The 17,246-nt window shown below is 57.8% G+C and carries 14 protein-coding genes; 10 read left to right on the forward strand and 4 right to left on the reverse strand.

The features are described 5' to 3' along the window. Positions 1–281 precede the first annotated feature (281 nt). Complete coding sequence (locus HWY30_RS02950; protein WP_090812235.1) at positions 282–572, reverse strand: putative quinol monooxygenase; 291 nt, start codon at positions 570–572, stop codon at positions 282–284. Between the two features lie 353 nt (positions 573–925). On the opposite strand from HWY30_RS02950, the gene HWY30_RS02955 reads away from it, so the two are divergent. The 8 genes from HWY30_RS02955 (at position 926) to HWY30_RS02990 (ending at position 10,992) form a co-directional block, all read left to right on the forward strand. Then, a complete protein-coding gene (locus HWY30_RS02955) occupies positions 926–2,599 on the forward strand; it encodes a GMC family oxidoreductase (protein ID WP_090812236.1) in 1,674 nt (557 codons plus the stop codon). A gap of 90 nt (positions 2,600–2,689) precedes the next feature. Next, positions 2,690–4,168, forward strand: coding sequence for an NAD-dependent succinate-semialdehyde dehydrogenase (locus HWY30_RS02960; RefSeq protein ID WP_090812598.1), 1,479 nt, complete (start codon positions 2,690–2,692; stop codon positions 4,166–4,168). 76 nt (positions 4,169–4,244) lie between these two features. Next, the gene (locus HWY30_RS02965; RefSeq protein ID WP_090812237.1) at positions 4,245–5,213 is read left to right on the forward strand and encodes a sugar ABC transporter substrate-binding protein; all 969 of its coding nucleotides are present in this window, start codon (positions 4,245–4,247) and stop codon (positions 5,211–5,213) included. Between the two features lie 145 nt (positions 5,214–5,358). Further along, positions 5,359–6,327 (forward strand): sugar ABC transporter substrate-binding protein, encoded by a 969-nt coding sequence (locus tag HWY30_RS02970; RefSeq protein ID WP_090812599.1) that lies wholly within the window; start codon positions 5,359–5,361, stop codon positions 6,325–6,327. 36 nt (positions 6,328–6,363) lie between these two features. Beyond that, positions 6,364–7,899 carry a sugar ABC transporter ATP-binding protein gene (locus tag HWY30_RS02975; protein WP_090812238.1) on the forward strand — a complete coding sequence of 512 codons (1,536 nt, stop codon included), beginning with the start codon at positions 6,364–6,366 and terminating at the stop codon, positions 7,897–7,899. Between the two features lie 11 nt (positions 7,900–7,910). Then, a complete protein-coding gene (locus tag HWY30_RS02980; protein ID WP_244144764.1) occupies positions 7,911–9,152 on the forward strand; it encodes an ABC transporter permease in 1,242 nt (413 codons plus the stop codon). Positions 9,153–9,319: 167 nt separating this feature from the next. Then, on the forward strand, positions 9,320–9,523 hold the full coding sequence (locus HWY30_RS02985) for a hypothetical protein (protein WP_090812600.1): 204 nt from the start codon (positions 9,320–9,322) through the stop codon (positions 9,521–9,523). A 143-nt stretch (positions 9,524–9,666) separates the two neighbouring features. Further along, positions 9,667–10,992: an MFS transporter gene (locus tag HWY30_RS02990; RefSeq protein WP_090812240.1), complete on the forward strand. Its 1,326-nt coding sequence runs from the start codon at positions 9,667–9,669 to the stop codon at positions 10,990–10,992. Between the two features lie 133 nt (positions 10,993–11,125). Here HWY30_RS02990 and HWY30_RS02995 read toward each other — a convergent pair whose 3' ends face one another. Both HWY30_RS02995 and HWY30_RS03000 read right to left on the reverse strand, forming a co-directional pair. Beyond that, positions 11,126–12,004 carry an amidohydrolase family protein gene (locus HWY30_RS02995; RefSeq protein ID WP_090812241.1) on the reverse strand — a complete coding sequence of 293 codons (879 nt, stop codon included), beginning with the start codon at positions 12,002–12,004 and terminating at the stop codon, positions 11,126–11,128. Between the two features lie 252 nt (positions 12,005–12,256). Further along, complete coding sequence (locus HWY30_RS03000) at positions 12,257–13,174, reverse strand: LysR family transcriptional regulator (RefSeq protein WP_090812242.1); 918 nt, start codon at positions 13,172–13,174, stop codon at positions 12,257–12,259. A gap of 169 nt (positions 13,175–13,343) precedes the next feature. Here HWY30_RS03000 and HWY30_RS03005 point away from each other — a divergent pair, with 169 nt between their 5' ends. Both HWY30_RS03005 and HWY30_RS03010 read left to right on the forward strand, forming a co-directional pair. Continuing rightward, complete coding sequence (locus HWY30_RS03005) at positions 13,344–14,729, forward strand: MmgE/PrpD family protein (RefSeq protein ID WP_090812243.1); 1,386 nt, start codon at positions 13,344–13,346, stop codon at positions 14,727–14,729. 105 nt (positions 14,730–14,834) lie between these two features. Beyond that, positions 14,835–15,599 (forward strand): SDR family NAD(P)-dependent oxidoreductase, encoded by a 765-nt coding sequence (locus HWY30_RS03010; protein WP_090812244.1) that lies wholly within the window; start codon positions 14,835–14,837, stop codon positions 15,597–15,599. 203 nt (positions 15,600–15,802) lie between these two features. Here the strand turns inward: HWY30_RS03010 and HWY30_RS03015 are convergent, their stop codons facing one another. Continuing rightward, positions 15,803–17,245 (reverse strand): arabinose transporter, encoded by a 1,443-nt coding sequence (locus HWY30_RS03015; RefSeq protein WP_244144765.1) that lies wholly within the window; start codon positions 17,243–17,245, stop codon positions 15,803–15,805. Position 17,246 lies beyond the last annotated feature (1 nt).

Genomic DNA, 17,246 nt, shown 5'->3' on the forward strand with positions numbered 1-17,246 from the left:
GTGTCTCCTTCCCAATTAGCTTATTGCTTCGACCGTCGTTAGGTCTAGTTCGTTTTTGTTGCCGCGACGGTAAGCTAGGCTGACAACGGCTTCGGGGAAGATCGGGATTTCTGCCGATGGAAGTTAAAAAACTTATCTAAGTAGCTCACGAGATGGCTTTGACCGCATCAAGACCAGCAATCAATAGGTCAGAACAGCGAAGGCCGCGACCGTTTTCGTAATACGCCGACCTGTCGACCGGTTCGTATGTGCCTTCGGCGCGCTCGATAGCCCGCGCGACGCTATTTTCCCTTCCTTAAAACGTAAATCTTGTTGCTCTCGACCCAACCGTCAGTCTTCTCGAGGTAGGCGGCGACGTGCGGGGAGTTGCAGTGCGCATTAAAGGTTTCCTCGTTCTCCCACCGCTCGATGAAGACGAAGCAACCGGGTTCCTGCGTATCGCAAAACATGTCGTATTGAAGCATTCCATTCTCTTTGTGAGTGGGTGCAAGCAAGCCTTGAAGTGCCTCTGCCAGTTTCTCCTCACACCCGGGCTTTGCAACGGAGATGGCAATCGCGGATACCTCGGACATACTGTTCTCCTGTCGATATCAAAAAAGAAAGGCGAGGATATACGCGGGAACTTGATAAAGAAAGGGCTCTTGACCAGCCGGTGTCAGACGACACGGTATGCCGAGCGAAAAAGGTAGTGTTCCAGGATTGGGTTTTACCCTTAAGTGGGTCGTGTCTCAAACGGCCCGCCAACCCGCTGCCGGCGGGCAGAAGGCGCTGTGAAGGGCCACTACAGGCAGTTCCAGAGAAAAGCAAATGCGCGTTTAGAGTTGCTTACCTTTAAGACCAGAAAAACCAACTAGCCTAACCGTCGACACCGAAATAACCTTGAACAAACGGAGACACTCACTTCCTGGATCAGCAGCTCATTGGCATGGACATCTACGATTACATCATCATCGGAGCCGGATCGGCCGGCTGCGCACTCGCTCGGGGTCTCAGTGACAACCCTGATAACAAGGTGTTGCTGTTGGAAGCTGGGCCGCCCGCTGACAAATTCTGGGTCAATACTCCTGCCGGTATGGCAAAGCTGTACTTCCACAAAGAACTGAACTGGAATTACTTCACGGACCCGATGCCCGCACTTCGCAATCGGAAGATGTACTGGCCTCGCGGCAAGACCCTGGGCGGCTCCAGTTCGATCAACGGGATGATTTTCATTCGCGGCCACCGCAACGATTTCGATAGCTGGAGAGACCTCGGGAACCCTGGCTGGGGCTATGACGATCTCTTGCCGTACTTCAAGAAGATGGAGCACAACGAACGGGGTGCGGACGAATATCGTGGCACCGGTGGTCCGTTGTGGGTCAGCGATCCGGTAACGAAAGTCCACAGCTCGGATGATTTTATCGAAGCTACAGAGCGTTTGGGCATTGCTCGCACGGAAGATCTCAACGGCGCGGTGCACGACGGCGTCGGGTTCATGCAGCATACGATCCGTGGGGGACGCCGCTACTCCGCCTACACCGCATTCGTCGAACCCATTCGCAACCGACCCAACCTTACCGTTATGACCGGTGCTGCAGTGCAGCGCATCGTGTTGAAGGGCAACGTTGCAACAGGCGTAGAAATTCTCATCAAGGGAGAACGTCGGACCTTTGATGCAGCCAGGGAAGTAATTTTGTCGGCCGGATCGCTCAATTCTCCGCAAGTGCTCATGCTCTCCGGCATTGGGCCGGGCGATGAACTACAACGTCACCGCATCAGGACACTTGTTGATCTGCCAGGGGTAGGGCTCAACCTGCAAGATCATTTCTACGTGCATGGAAGCTATCGCTCGACCCCGGACAGTTCCTACAACCAGGAGTTGGGGGGCATCCGGAAGTATCTCGAAGGGGCGCGTTATCTGTTGACCCACAAGGGCTACCTGGCGCTAGGCTCGTCTCAGGTTGGGGCCTTCGTGAAAAGCCGTGCGGAAGAACCCTACGCAGACCTCCAGATCAGTTTCAGGCCGATGACCTTCACTTACTACCCAGGTGGTGAGTGTGAAGTTGAACGCAAGCCCGGCATGGGTGTCTCTGTTTATCTCCTGCGTCCGCGTGCTACGGGCACCGTGACGTTGCGCTCTTCAAATCCGGGCGACCCAGCAGTATTCAAACCGAACTTCCTGACTAACGACGAGGACAACCGGGCCATGATCGCGGGCGTGAAGCTGATTCGGCAAATCATGTCGACAGAGCCGATTGCGTCGCGCGTCGTCGAAGAACAGATTCCTGGTCCTCTGGTGAAAACGGACCAGCAGATTTTCGACTGGATGGAGATGACTGGGAATTCAGCGCACCACCAGGCCGGCACCTGCAAGATGGGACGCGACAAGCTCGCGGTAGTGGATGAGCGTTTGCGCGTGCGAGGGGTCGAGCGTTTGCGCGTGGCTGACGCGTCCATCATGCCGCATCTCACTTCCGGCAACACGAATGCTCCGACGATCATGATCGGTGTGAAGGCGGCGGATATGATTTTGAAGGACGCCATCCCTCGTCGTGTCATCGGTCAGGCGGCAGCGCCCGCCCGACGTGCCACGAACGAGAGCGTTTCCGTGGGCAACTAAATGAGCGTCGGCTGACGGTAGATAGATAACATTGCGACCGCGAGTATGCGCGGTGCGCTTGGTCAACTTAAGTGAACAGGGATGTCATCGATGTCAACTGCAAGTCATCAGAGCGCTGAAAACAAGGTGCAAACGGAATACCCTCGCGTCGGCCTTTACATTGACGGCGAGTGGATCTACGACCGGGAAACGGCAGTCGAGGTAAGAAACCCGGCCACCGAAGAAGTGTTGAGTAAAGTCCCGAAGGCGACCAGCGATGACCTCGCACGTGCTCTGGATGCAGCGGCGCGGGGTTTCCTGGCCTGGCGTGACACGCCGCCTCAGGAACGCGTCAAGGTCATTCAGAAAGCCACGGCACTGATGCGCGAGCGACTCGAGCTCATTGCTACAACGATCACGCTGGAAAATGGAAAACTTTATTCCGACGCCTATGCGGAAGCTGACCGCTCGATGAACTTCTTCGAGTGGAACGCGGCGCAGTCATTGCGTGATTACGGGTTGATCGTTCCCGGCGAATCGCAAATGCAGAAGTTCATTCTGCGACAGCCAATTGGCCCGGTGGCAGCCTTCACGCCCTGGAACGTGCCTATCAGTTCTGCAGCACGCAAGGTAAGCGCGGCACTGTCGGCGGGGTGCTCCGTGATTCTGAAAGCTGCGGAGGAAACGCCTGCTACCGCGTGCCTGCTGGTGAAGGCCTTTGAGGACGCAGGTCTGCCGCCCGGCGTATTGAATCTCGTGTTTGGCAACCCAGCGGAAATCTCCTCGACCCTCATTGCTTCTCCTGTGATTCGGCTTGTGACGTTCACCGGCTCGGTCGCGGTCGGAAAGCATCTGACGCAACTGGCGGCGGCGGCCATGAAGCCTGTCCTCATGGAGTTGGGCGGCCATGCTCCGGTACTCGTGTGCGAAGGCGTAGATGGTGCGGCCGTCGGACGACTGGCTGCGCGCGGGAAGACGAATGCCAGTGGCCAGATCTGCGCATCTCCTTCCCGATTTATCGTTCATAGCAGCGTGTACGACGATTTCGTGGACGCTTTCGCTGGCGCGGTGGGAGGGGTGCGAGTTGGCGACGGGTTCAGCAAGACCGCGCAAATGGGGCCTGTTGCAAGTGCGCGCCGACTTTCTGCTATGCAGGCGCTTGTAGCAGACGCCAGGCAGCGCGGCGCCCGGGTTGCCGCCGGGGGCGCCCGTATCGGAGATAGGGGCTACTTTTTCGAGCCGACCGTCCTGGCTGACGTACCCGTTGACGCTGATGCAATGACTGTCGAGCCTTTCGGTCCGCTGGCCGCATGCGTGCGTGTGGACGACCTGGCCGAGGCTATTGCACTTGCAAACAGCTTGTCGGTCGGTCTGGCAGCGTACGCATTCACCAACTCCTTGCAGGACGCTGAACGGATCAGCCGCGAACTTGAGTGTGGAGTCTTGTCCATCAACCACTTCGGCACGCCTGACGCGGATACGCCATTTGGCGGAGTCAAGGACAGTGGAATCGGACGCGAAGGGGGCCCGTCGACACTGGACGCATACATGGTCACAAAGACGGTATTGCAAAAGACGGTACGTATCTGACGAAGCTTTAAAAAAGACCCGTTCAAAACGAGCAAAAACTGCTGGACCAACTAATGAACAGATTGGAGACAAAGCGATGAGCGCGTTTGGAAGGAACCTTCTCGGCTTGGGAGTGGCGAGCCTGTTACTAGCGGCGGCCGGTGTGGCAGGAGCGAAGGAAATTACGGTCGGCTATGTCGCTGCAGGTCTGCAGTATCCGTTCAATGTTGCTGTGGCAAAGGGGTTCGAGGATGCGGCAAAAGCAGCAGGCGCTAAGGCCATCATCCTCGACCCCAAAACCAGCGTCGAAAAGCAGGGCAACGCAATTGACGACCTGATCTCGCAGAAAGTGGATGGAATTGCGTTCCTTCCACTGGATGGTGTGGTCGCGCAAAGCTGGGCAGATCGCGTTGCCGCTCACGGAATCCCGCTCGTCTCCGTTGCAACTGAGTTGGGTGACCCTCAGAAACGAGCAATCAAGGATGTCTACCCGAAGCTCGCTGCGCTTGTCGCAAGCGATGAGGTGCATACGGGCTATAACGCTGGCGAAATCGCTGCGAAGCTGCTTCCAAAGGGCCGTGTTGCCAATATCGCCATCGTGGAAGGGGCACCCGGCTACCCGCAGGTATGGCAGCGCACAAAGGGTTTCAAAGACGGCCTGGATAAGGCAGGAGCGAAGTATCGAATCGTTGCCTCGCAGCCTACGGACTGGACCGCCGAAAAGGGCGAGGCCGTCTGTCAGAACATCCTGAGCGCTGATCCGGATGTCGACCTCTTCTACAACCAGGCCGACGACATGGTCATCGGTTGCGCCCGCGCCGTACATGCAGCTGGCTCGAAGGCAAAGCTCGTCGGTTGGGGCGGCTCGCGGCTTGGAATCAACGCGATCAAAATGGGTGACGTCGACGGCACGGTCTGTGTCGAGCCCGAAAAAATGGGCCAGCAAGCGTTCAAGGCACTTTACGCTGCTGTAACGAACCCGCAGACGCCAAAGGGCAAGTTCATTGAAATCGACACCCCTGGCGTAACAAAAGGAAACGTATCAACTTGCATCCCCCAGTGGTGACAGTGACTCAGGCATCTTAATCATCGCCCCTTCGGGCGGTCGGTTCGAGAAAACAGCAGGGCACACAGAGAGACGGCCGCATGACTCGTACAAGGAAGCTTGGACAGATCTGCGGCCAACAAAGAAACTAAATATGGAGACAGTCATGAAGAAGTATCTCAGGAAACTGGCATTGTTTGGCGTCGCCGCCGCTATGGCGCTTGTGACAGATGCCGCCACAGCCAAGGACATCACGCTCGGCTACGTCGCCGCAGGCATGCAGTATCCCTTCAATGTCGCCGCAGCGAAAGGATTCGAGGCGGCAGCAAAGGCGGCTGGCGTCAAAACAATTGTGCTTGACGCGAAAACGAGTGTCGAAAAACAGGGAAATGCGGTTGACGACCTCATTGCTCAGAAGGTCGACGGAATCGCTATTCTGCCGATTGACGCGGTGGTTGCCCAATCCTGGGTCGACCGTGCCGCGTCACATAACATCCCGTTTGTAGCAGTCGCGACCCAGATCGGTGATCCGCAAAAGCATGCAATCAAAGACGTTTACCCAAAGCTAAGCGCACTGGTCGCAAGCGATGAGGTTCACGCCGGATACGACGCGGCTCAGATTGCAGCGACCTTGCTCCCGAAGGGGCGGACCGCGAAGATCGCGATCGTCGAGGGAGCGCCTGGCTATCCGACGGTATGGCAGGTGACAAAAGGTTTCAAGGAAGGGCTTGATAAGGCGGGCATCAAGTATGAAATCGTCGCCTCGCAACCCACCGACTGGACTCCTGAGAAAGGGGAGTCCGTGTGCCAGAACATTCTGTCTGCACACCCGGATGTTGACCTTTTCTTCAATCAGGCTGACGACATGGTCATCGGCTGCGCTCGAGCCGTGCGCGCGGCCGGATCACACGCAAAACTTGTCAGTCGAGGCGGATCGCGGCTTGGCATAAACGCCATCAAGGCAGGCGATGTCGATGGTACGGTCTGCATCCAGCCTGGGAAAATGGGCCAGCTCGCCTTCAAGGCGCTGTACGCGGCGGTGACTAACCCTGGCGCGCCCAAAGCACAGTTTGTCGATGTTGACACCCCTCAAGTCACGAAAGCCAGCCTGTCCCAATGCGTGCCTGAGTGGTAAGCAAGGGTGATGTCAACTGAAGTAGGAGGCAGCCAAATGGAAAATGAAATCCCGCTCTTGCAGTTGCAGGGCGTGACGAAGACATTCCCGAATGGCCTGACCGCGCTGCGCGGAGTCAACCTGAACGTCTCGCGCGGCACGGTTCACGGGCTGCTCGGCGCGAACGGCGCTGGCAAATCGACGCTAATCAAGATCCTTTCGGGCTCCTTTCCCGCTACGGGCGGACGAATCGTCTGGAAGGGGACTCCAGTTGAATACTCGAGTCCGAAAGCGGCGAACGACATGGGGATTGCTACGATTCATCAGCATATTCCCCTGGTGCCGACGCTTTCGGTCCTCGAAAACGTATTCCTGGGCGAGGAAAGCCGGTGGCGCCGTAGCACGATCATTCGGGAGCGTTTCTCTGATCTATGTCGGCGAGTCGGGTATTGGCTCCATCCAGACCGGCTCGTGAGCGACCTGTCCATCGGCCAACGCCAGATGGTCGCAATTCTGCAGGCGCTTGGAACGGGAGCCGACCTGATCGTGATGGACGAGCCGACGGCGTCCCTCGCTGCAAGTGAACGCGAGGTCGTCTACCAGATCGTGCGGCACCTTTCTCGCGTTGAAGATAAAGCGATTCTGTTCGTGTCGCACTTTCTGGACGAGGTCATGGCGCTCACAGACCGGGTCACCATCCTGCGTGACGGGCAAGCAGTCGTTGACGCAGAGACCAGTGAACTCGACGAGTCGCGTCTCGCAGAAGCTATCGTTGGCCGGCAGATCGTCGCACTTGAACGAGCGACAACGCAGCCGGTCGATTTGAGTGCGCCTGTATTGCTGGAGCTTAAAGACGTCGCGTCTCCCGGCAAACTGGAAACTATCTCGTTGAAAGTACGCGCGGGTGAGGTCATTGGAATCGCGGGGCTGCTTGGGTCGGGCCGTAGTGAGCTTCTGCATGCGATTTTTGGCGCCGACCCAGATGCCGCAGGTGACGTGCTAGTTGAGGGCCGACCGATTCGAAGGTCGACTGCTGCAGCAGTGAAGGCAGGACTCGGTTTAGTTCCTGAAGACCGTATGAAGCAAGGTCTTGTCCCTGGGTTCGAGATTTGGCGCAACACAACCCTTCCGGCGCTGGACGGCGTCTTGCGAGGACGCTGGCTGCCGGACCCGGCGCAAGAGCGCCGGCGTGGCGCCGAGGCCATCCGCCGCCTGTCAATCAAGGCGAATTCGCCGGACATCCTTGTGACCGAGCTCAGTGGCGGCAATGCGCAGAAAGTAACCATTGCCAAGTGGCTCTTCAGCGATGTGAAGGTGTTCTTGCTGGACGAGCCGACCGCTGGCATCGACATCGGAGCGAAAACGGACGTTTTGTTGCTTGTGCGTGAGTTGGCGGCAGCGGGTAAGGCGGTCATCATCGTTTCGTCCGAATTCGAGGAGCTCCTGGCAGTGAGCAGCCGAATCCTGGTTATGCGCGACGGGCGTTGCATTGCTGAGCGCGCTGGCCACGAGACGTCCGAGCATGAACTGGTGTTGTTGGCGGGCGGCAAGAGTGCGAACCCGGCTAGCGAGCAACCCGCAGCGCAATCTTGAAAGAGAGAGTAATGATGAACCTGACTACTTCAACCCATTCCGGACCGTCGAGTGGTGGCAATGAATCCCCGGGCGGGCCGACGAACGGCGTTTCTAAAATGGCACAGGGACAAATGACTGATTGGCGGCGATTGTTCAGCCTCCGCGAGATGGGCGTTTACTATGCGCTTATCCTGCTGGTATTGATTATCTCTGGTGTCACGGCCTATACCGGCAGGCCCAGTTATCTGAGCGCGGTGAACATCTCTAACGTCCTCTATCAGGCGTCACTGGTCGCCATCATTGCGGTCGCGATGACAGTGATCCTGATTACTGGCAACTTCGACCTTTCGGTCGCGTCCGTGGCGGCTCTTTCGGCAGCGGTGCTCGTGGGTCTGGCAGATTCGCTCGGGTTCTGGCCGGCAGCGCTCGTTGCGATGCTTGTCTCGATCCTGGCTGGCCTGTTGAACGGCGCGATCGTCCAGTACCTGGGAATCAATGCGTTCATTGTTACGTTGGGAACGTTGACCGCGATCCGTGGCGTGGTTCAGATCTACACCGATGGCCGGTCTTTGTCGGTTGATACGCCCGAGGCGTTGCAGGCTATGCGGACGTTCGAATCGGGGCGCCTGCCAATCGCCATTCCGCTTATCCTCATTGGCGCGGCGCTGCTGCTGGCGGGTTGCTGGTTCCTGCTGCGAGCACGTCGCGAAGCACGCATTATCCCTGCGACATCCTTTGGCATGATTGCCGGCGGAATTTGCTGCCTTGCTCTCGTGTGGGCCGGTGGATGGTCACTCGCAATGCCCAAACCTGTCGTGTATATGGCGATCTTCACGGCGATTGTCTGGTTTATCCTGAGCATGACGACCATCGGTCGACGCGTCTACGCGGTGGGTGGTAATCCCGAGGCTGCGCGCTTGTCGGGGATTAACGTCAAGCGTTACAAGATGGCTGGTTTCATCCTCTGCAGTGCGGCGGCGGGTTTCGGCGGTGTGTTGTTCGGCAGTCGCCTGGGAGCGGTCAACCCAACAGCAATGCAAGGCGCAGAACTGACCGTGATCGCCTCGGCAATTCTCGGCGGGACTTCGCTGTTTGGCGGCGCTGGTTCCGTTATCAAAACCCTTGCAGGCGCGCTGCTCCTGTTTACCCTGACCAACGGGTTCAACATCCTCAACCTGGGTGCGAACTATCAGGGCGTCATCGAGGGAACGGTTGTTGTCACGGCGGCCGCCATCTATACAGTCGGCGGATCACGCCGGCGTAAGCGCTAACATCTACATGATAGGACCATGCGCTGTCGTTTGACCGTAATGGTCGACAGACGGCACGTCGAGTCCTCCGAGTACTGGAAGTCAGGGACTGTGCGGACCCAGCTCACATCGACGCGTATCAACGCGATCGAACCCGTCCTGCATCGCGCCCTGTTCAGGAGATGCTCATGGCCAGTCATGATTTCAGCGGACCCGGTGTCCTGACGGCAGCTGACAGGGAGATCATTTCACAGGGGCTCAACGCGCTGTTACGCGAACGGTCCCTCGCCTACGAAATCGCATTGAAAGTGGCGCTTTCCCGTGGCCACGCTCACCCCGACGTGGGTGACTTCGGGCTACCCGACATCCTTCGTCTGAGCCGAATGATTTAGCGGGGCGCCGTTGCGGAGCCCGGGTTGCGTGGCGGTTCTCAGTGAATTGCTGCGCCTCGGCGCGTGGCCGGCGGGTTCTTGCGCTGTGCTGGCAATGACTTGCTGCTGGTTGTGCCAATACAAAGCTTGTATGGAGGAGTGACGTGGCAAAGCAAAGTACGGTGCGAACGCTCTCAGCCGGTTCCATCGGCAATTTTGGAGAAATCTACGACTTCGCAGTTTTCGGATTCTCCGTTCCGATTCTTGCGGCCCATTTCTTCCCTGGTAGCGACCGTACCGCGGCGCTTCTAAGTACCTTCGCTGTCTACGCCGTAGCTTTCTTCGCCCGGCCGGTGGGGGGATTGATGTTTGGCGTGATCGCGGACAAAATCGGGCGCGTAAAGGTCATGGCGACGACCGTCTGGCTGATGGCGCTTGGGACCGCCGTAATCGGCCTTCTGCCGACTTACGCCAGGATTGGAATTGCCGCCCCCGTTCTTCTGGTCGTGTGCCGGATTGCTCAAGGCCTTGCCCTCGGTGGTGAGACGACGGGCACCACCAGCTTCATCCTCGAGTCAGCACCGGATGACCGTAGAGGCGGCTGGATTGGTCTGACCTTGATCTTTTCGCATCTACCCAATGCTCTGGTCGCTGGACTCCTGATTGGCCTTCAGCTTGCGGCAGGTGCGACCGCGTATGCCGACTGGGTCTGGCGCGTCCCATTCCTTGCCGGTGGACTTATCGGTATCGTTGGCTTCTGGCTGCGGCGCAATCTCGACGAGCCGGATGAATTCAAGCAGGCAACCCGCAAGACGCATTCGAAGAATCCCCTTCGTACAGCGATCCGGGAAGGGGGTCTGAAGGGTATGCTGAACGTAGCGATGATTCAGCCGATTCAGACCGTGGGCTCGTATCTGCTGCTGGGATTCATGTACACGTTTCTCGTTCGTGTGGCGAAGCTCGACCCGACATCCGCGCTTTTCACGAACGCCGCCTCGGTCGTTGTGCTGTCGTTCATGATTCCGCTCGGAGGAATGTTGAGCGACCGGTTCGGTCGTAAGCCCATACTCACTTTCGGGGCAGCATGGTTGGCTTTTGCTGCCTATCCTGGCGTTTATCTGGCGGCAACGGGTACGATTACGGGCGCGCTTCTTGGCCAGCTCCTCCTGGTTGTTGGAGTTGGGCTGTATGGAGGTGCATGCTTCGTCGCCGCGCCCGAGTTTTTCCCGACGTCATTCCGCGCGACGGGACACGCGATTTCGTATCAAGTCACCGTGGCAGTGTTCGGAGGGACGACGCCTCTGATCGGGACACTTCTGGTCCAGGCGTTTGGGTCGCCGCTTGCCCCTGCTTATTACGTTGCGGCAGTCGCGGTTGCTTGTCTCATCTTGACTCAGTTCGTGCCCGAGACGAAAGGCGTGAGTTTGCGTACCGCCACCAGTTCGACGTCCGGTGAGCGCTCCACTGGCGCCGTACATGAAGCGAGATAAATTCCTCCCGGCACGCGCTTCGCTCGAAGTGAAGCGGGCTCCGGCCCATCTGGGATTTTGGCGTTTTCCACGTCTATCGGCGGCTGAGCTGGAGCCAGTTCGACCGCACGTGGACAGCGTTTTCGAGCAGCGTTTAAGCGTCGAGACGGTAGATTCTGATGGCGTTATCGCGAAAGATTTTGCGCCGGTCAGCATTCGGAAGTAGCTGAGTCGCATGGTCGACAACGTCGACCCATTCCCGGTAGCTCGCGGCCAGTTCAAGCACCGGCCAGTCTCCGCCGAAAAGCACGCGGTCGACACCGAAGTATTCGATGACGTGGTGAATGAACGGTAACACCTGTTCGGCATTCCAGGTCGCATGATCTGCCTGCGTCAGCAAGCCGGAGACCTTGCACACAACGTTCGGCAACGCTGCCAACTGCCGAATCTGTCTGCGCCAGAAATCCTGCCGGCGACTATCTTTGATCTCCGGTTTGCCCATGTGATCCAGAACGAACGAGACCGAAGGGCATCGTTCGACCATCTCGATGGTGTGTTCGAACTGGTGCGGATCAATGCAGATATCAAAGGAGAGGTCGTACTTCGGCAGCAGGTTGATGGCACCCAGAAAGTCGCGATCCAAGATGGTTGCTGAGTCTTGCATGTTCTGAATGAGGCGTCTCACGCCGCGTACTCGATGCAGGCTTGCAACCCGAGCCATCTCAGGCTCGATGGCGAGTCCTTTCTCGAGCGGCAGGCTGGCGACACACGCCATGATTCGAGAGTCGTTCTCCGCACTCGACGCTACCCATTCTGCCTCATCGAGATACTGCGGCATGTCGACATCCGCTTCGATGAAGACGAATCCCTGAACGTGATAAGGCTTCGAGTAGCTTGACAGGTCGTCTACTGTCCAATTGCGTTGGAGTTTCGTCGCGCCGGTCGCCCACGAAGAGCCGCTAGACCAGGAGTAGCCGAAACGCTGGCGATCGAGCAGATGAATATGGGAGTCGATGATAGGAAAATTAATCATTTGAACACTCGTCCCGATGAAGGCAGCCGCGCCGTGCCGCTACTCAGCAGTGAGCAGGTCGCGCATCCCGCGTACGAAAGCGTAGCAGAGGCTACGAGCGGGATTGATTAATAAATATGAACCACTCTCAACATCTGTTGAGCTAAGGACTGTCGTCACCGCTTTTTGCAGCGCGCACTGGCGGCTTGGTCGTGTTCTCTGAAACGCACCTGGCCGGGAATCATGGACCGCTGTCGAGTGTAAAAAATCGCATCACTGACCGAGATCGTCTTTACCTGCCAGCCAGGCAATCAAATGCTCACGGAAGCCCTGGGCGGCTGGGGATACAGTGCGGGCCGAGGAGTGATAGAGGCAGACCTGGCGCGTCACCGCGGGTTGAACAATCGGACGCATCACGAGGCCGAACCGCCGCCCAAGGAGACCGACATAGGCAGGTGCAATCACCAACCCGAGCCCCTCTGCAGCCATGCCGAGTGCGGTGCTGATGTTGTCGACGATGTCGACCGGCGTAATCCGGTCGTTCTCGTGATATTCGCCGTGCGTCAGCGATATCGTGCGTTCGTAATCCCGCCCGGCAACAACCAGTGGGCAGTGTCTCAGTTCAGCCCATGAAATCTCTCTGCGTTCGACCATGGGGTGAGTCGGATCGAACCATACAACCCATGGGCTTTTGAAAAGGTCCAAACGCATGACGCCTTCGCTTACTGTCTGATCGGGACCAACAGCCAGGTCCACTGCGGCGCTGTTGACCATATCAATGAGACTTTCTACTGACGTGTCCCGGATACGGACGAGAACCTTGGGTTTGCGGTTCGTGTACGCCTTCACTGCGGCAGGCAGAACCGTACTCGCCAGAACGAGAGGTGCCGCAACGCGGACGATACCGGCCGCGCGATTGCGAATGTCGTCTACTGCTGCTTGCGCAAGCTCCATGCGCGTCAGCACGCTCCTGGCAGAAGGATGAAATTCCCGGCCAGCTGGCGATAGGGAAACGCTGCGCGTTGTACGGTCGAAGAGCCGAAATCCGATTGAAGACTCCAATTCACTGACGAGTTGACTCACCGCCGACGCAGACAAACTTAGCCGCTCTCCTGCTTTGGCGAAACTTCTGACATCAGCAACCGCAATGAAAGCGCACAGTTGTCTTGGCGTAAATCGTGGAGATGGCATGGTGCAATCGATGCGTTGGCAATTACTAAGCGATTTTTAAGAATACTTCACGATTGATCGCTTGTTCATCCGTGTATCTACTATCAGACTGATACTCAGTTGAATTTTCCTGAGACGCCAATCACACGCAGTTCCAGCACCCTCCTTAACTTTGTATTCAATCTTAACCATGCCGACTAGCCCCGACCTTTGCCAATTATTTGCCAACCACGTCGCCGAGACTCGCTTCGAAGATCTGTCCAAAGAAGCAGTTGAAGCAGCGGAGAAATCGATCCTCGACATAATCGGTGTGACGCTCGCCGGCAGTGGCATGGAGCCCGCAGTACGAGGGGTGGCCGACGTTGTGCTGGATGCAGGTGGGCGACAGGAAGCCTCCGTGCTCGGTTTCGCCGGGAAGGTGCCGGCACAGTCGGCGGCATTCCTGAACGGAGTCATGGCTCATTGCCTCGATTTCGACGATCAAACGCCTTGGGGTGCGCATCCGGACAGCTCCGTCGTTCCGGCCGTTCTTGCACTCGCCGAACGCAGGGGGAAGGTCTCCGGGCGAGAGCTGATTACCAGCGTAGCGTTGGGACAGGATCTTTTCGTGCGTTTGCGCTGCAACGTAGGTTGGCGCCAGGACTGGAATCTGTCTTCAGTCGTCGGAGCGTTTTCTGGGGCTGCTGCGGCAGCCTGTATTCAGGGACTGAGCCGCGACCAGATTGCGCATGCACTTGGGATTGCCAGCATGCAGTCAAGCGGGACAATGCAGGTCATCTTTGGTATAGGCAGCGACCTGCGCGGGATGTACGCCGGATTCACAGCGCAAGGCGCTGTCATGTCAGTGCTTCTGGCGCAAAAGGGCATAACAGGTATCGCAGAACTGTTTGAGGGAAAAGCTGGCATCTTCAACGTCTACTTCGGTGGGAAGTACGAGCGGGACAAGATGGTGGAGGGTTTGGGGAAAGAGTACCTGGGCGCCTCGATGTTGTACAAGGCCTGGCCGGCGGTTGGGAACGTACATACCTACATCCACGCCACGATCGAATTGATAAAAGAGCACGGATTGAAAGCGAGTGACATCGAGCAGATCAAGGTCTTCGTGGGAGATTTTCACCAGCGAATGTGTTATCCGCTGGATCTGCGTCGCGCACCGGCGACGCTGGTCGATGCGAAGTTCAGTCTTCCGTTCTGTGTGGCACTGGCCGCCGCGCGTGGACAGATTCGCATCTCGGACTTCAGTGCCGCAGCGCTACATGACCATGAGGTTCTTAGCATCGCGCAAAAGGTGGTACCTGTAGAGGACAGTAGCCTCGACTGGAAGGTGAAGATTCCTGACGGCCGCATGGAGATCATGACTCGCGATGGTCGCAGCTTTGCCCGTGTTGGAAACAACGTACCCGGCAGTTCGGAAGCACCGATGTCATGGGACGCGATTGCTGCGAAGTTTCGCGACTGTGCATCAGTCGCGGCGGTTCCGGTGTCGGCAGACAGGATCACCGAGGCGGTGGACTTGGCACGTAATCTCGAGGCACTTGAGGATGCAACCGTCCTTCTGAAGACTTTGACCTCGTGAGGACGTCGCCTTCCGCCGCACGGCGAATTGAATACAGTTGGTGTTCAACGTTCGACTTGTAATCGCACGCTTTATATAAGCTTTGTTACCACGAGGTACACACTCATGAATCGATTCGAAGGCAAGGTAGTCTTGATCACGGGCGCGGCTAGCGGAATTGGAGCTGCGTGTGTCCGAAGGCTCTGGGAAGAGGGCGCGTCAGTCGGAGTCGCAGATCACAACAACGGCGGCCTTGACAAGCTGGTAACAGAGTTGAGCGATGAAGCTCGCGTCTATGGTGCGACGCTCGACGTATCCGACGGTGAACAGGTGGAATCGTTCGTTGCGGGGGCGAAGAGGAAGTTTGGAAACCTCCACGGCTTGATCAATTGCGCAGGCATCAAAGGGGTAGGTAATGTGCTCGATTGTGAAGCGGAAAACTGGAGAAAGGTGATGTCCGTCAATCTGGATGGAACCTTTCTCATGTGCCAGGCTTTTTCACGCGCTGTCCAGCATGACAAAACTTCACGAGCTATCGTGAACGTCTCGTCCGGGGCAGGCATCATGGGCGTTCCGAATCGGCTGCCGTACGTCGCTTCAAAGTTCGCAGTCTCTGGTATCACGCGGACTATGGGAGCAGAACTTGGTCCCTACGGCATTCGGGTCAACGCAATTGCCCCCGGGATGATTCGAACGCCTTTTACTGCCTATATGTTCGACGATCCGGAAAAAGCAAAACGCATTCGGGCGGCTCACGCGATTGGTCGCGAGGGGCAGCCTGAAGAGATTGCGGCGGTAGCAACGTTTCTGCTCACGGACGATGCCAGCTTTATGACAGGTGCGGTTATTTCTGTCGACGGTGGCCAGACGGCGTGCATTCCAGCCGTCTGAATGTTGTGATTTCAGCGGGGATGGGTTTCGAGGTTGGGCCTAGGGGCGACACTTCCGTTTGTGGGTTTCAATGGTAATGCCGCCGCAGGCGAAGCTGCTTCGGCTGGCGCTACGCAACGTGCTGGCAAGTCTACACGCCAACTTTTGGCGACAGGACAGGCCCGCTTCAAGCCCGCGGAGCACTAACCGGCCGTGTTGTGCAACTACGCCGCTTCGCGATGCTTACTCTTATGAAGCAGGTGAATCGCCACACCGGCGGTGCAGGCAACGATCACCGCGCTCACCATGAAGACCGCACGCAGTCCTGCGTGCCCGCCGACCCACCCGAGGGCCGGGCTTCCTACTGCCATCGTCAGATCCAGGAACGCGGTGTAGAGGCCCATCGCCATGCCGCGATTATTCCGCGTTATGCCGCTGACTGCCTCGACGCCGAGTCCCGGATAAACGAGTGAATAGCCGAGACCGGCAACGGCCGCTCCTGCAGACGCGACCAAAGCCGTTGTCGCCAGCGACATGAGCAGCAGACCTATCGCCTCGACGATGACGAACACAGTTGCGACTTTCGCCCCTCCGAACCGGTCGGGAAGATGGCCTCCCATCGCGCGCGACGCGATCAGTGCGGCGCCAAAGGCACTAAAGGCCATCCACACAGGCTGCCAGTGCATGTCTGTGAAGAACAGCGAACTGAACGCCAGGATTGCGCAGTAGCCGATACTGGCGAGCGCCGCGCCGAGGCCGGGCAGCCACACGGCTTTCATGATCGTATTGAAGGACGCATGTTCGCCGTGTGCTTGCGGCGCGACTGCAGGCATGCGGACGAGATAGCCCAGAACGATCAACGGCAATAGCGCTGTGACAAGAGCGATCGATAAAAATCCGAACGAGGTGTAAAGGATGGTCCCAATGGGCCCGCCCAGCGCCATGGCTGCGAACATGGCCGTTCCCACCCAGGCGATCACTTTCCCGGCATGTTGCCTGTGGACGAGCCCCAGTCCCCAAGCGACGCCCCCAGTAATGATGAAACTTTCCGCACCGCCGAGAACCGCACGACCAATAAGGAGGATCGCAACGGAGAGCTCCGGCACCTTCACGAAGGCGAGAGAGAACAAGTACAGCTGCCCTGCAGCGGCCGCGGCAATGAGACCGACGAGCACCCCGCGCTTTGCACCGCGTCTGTCAGAATAAGTTCCCGCCCAGACTCGCGAGACGAGCGACGCGGCAAATTGCGCTCCAGCCACGAGGCCGACAACCAATGGACCGAAGCCCAGATCGTTGTTCACGTGTAAGGGAAGTACTGGAAGCGCTACGCCGATGATGATGAAACCGGCGAGCACCGCGGTCATTACCGGCATCAGCGTTGCGGCAACGGATTGCCCGTGAGCTTCCGCCAAGGGTGACTGAGCCATACGATGCACCTCTACATTCGGTATCCGGGTTTCTTGCAAAGCGTTTGAGCGCGTGCCTCGATGTCCGGACGATAGACATCGTCCTTCCATCGGTCCGGTGGGAATTTCCTCAAAACCGACTGAGACAGACTCTCCTCCAAAGCCGAGGATGTCCATGACATCATGGGCGATTGCATCGGCGAGGCGTTGCTTCTGTTCTTCTGTCTTCCCGGACCACGCCTTAACGATGACATGCGGCATT

It is taken from the genome of Paraburkholderia tuberum STM678, assembly GCF_902833905.1.
Lineage (GTDB): Bacteria > Pseudomonadota > Gammaproteobacteria > Burkholderiales > Burkholderiaceae > Paraburkholderia > Paraburkholderia tuberum.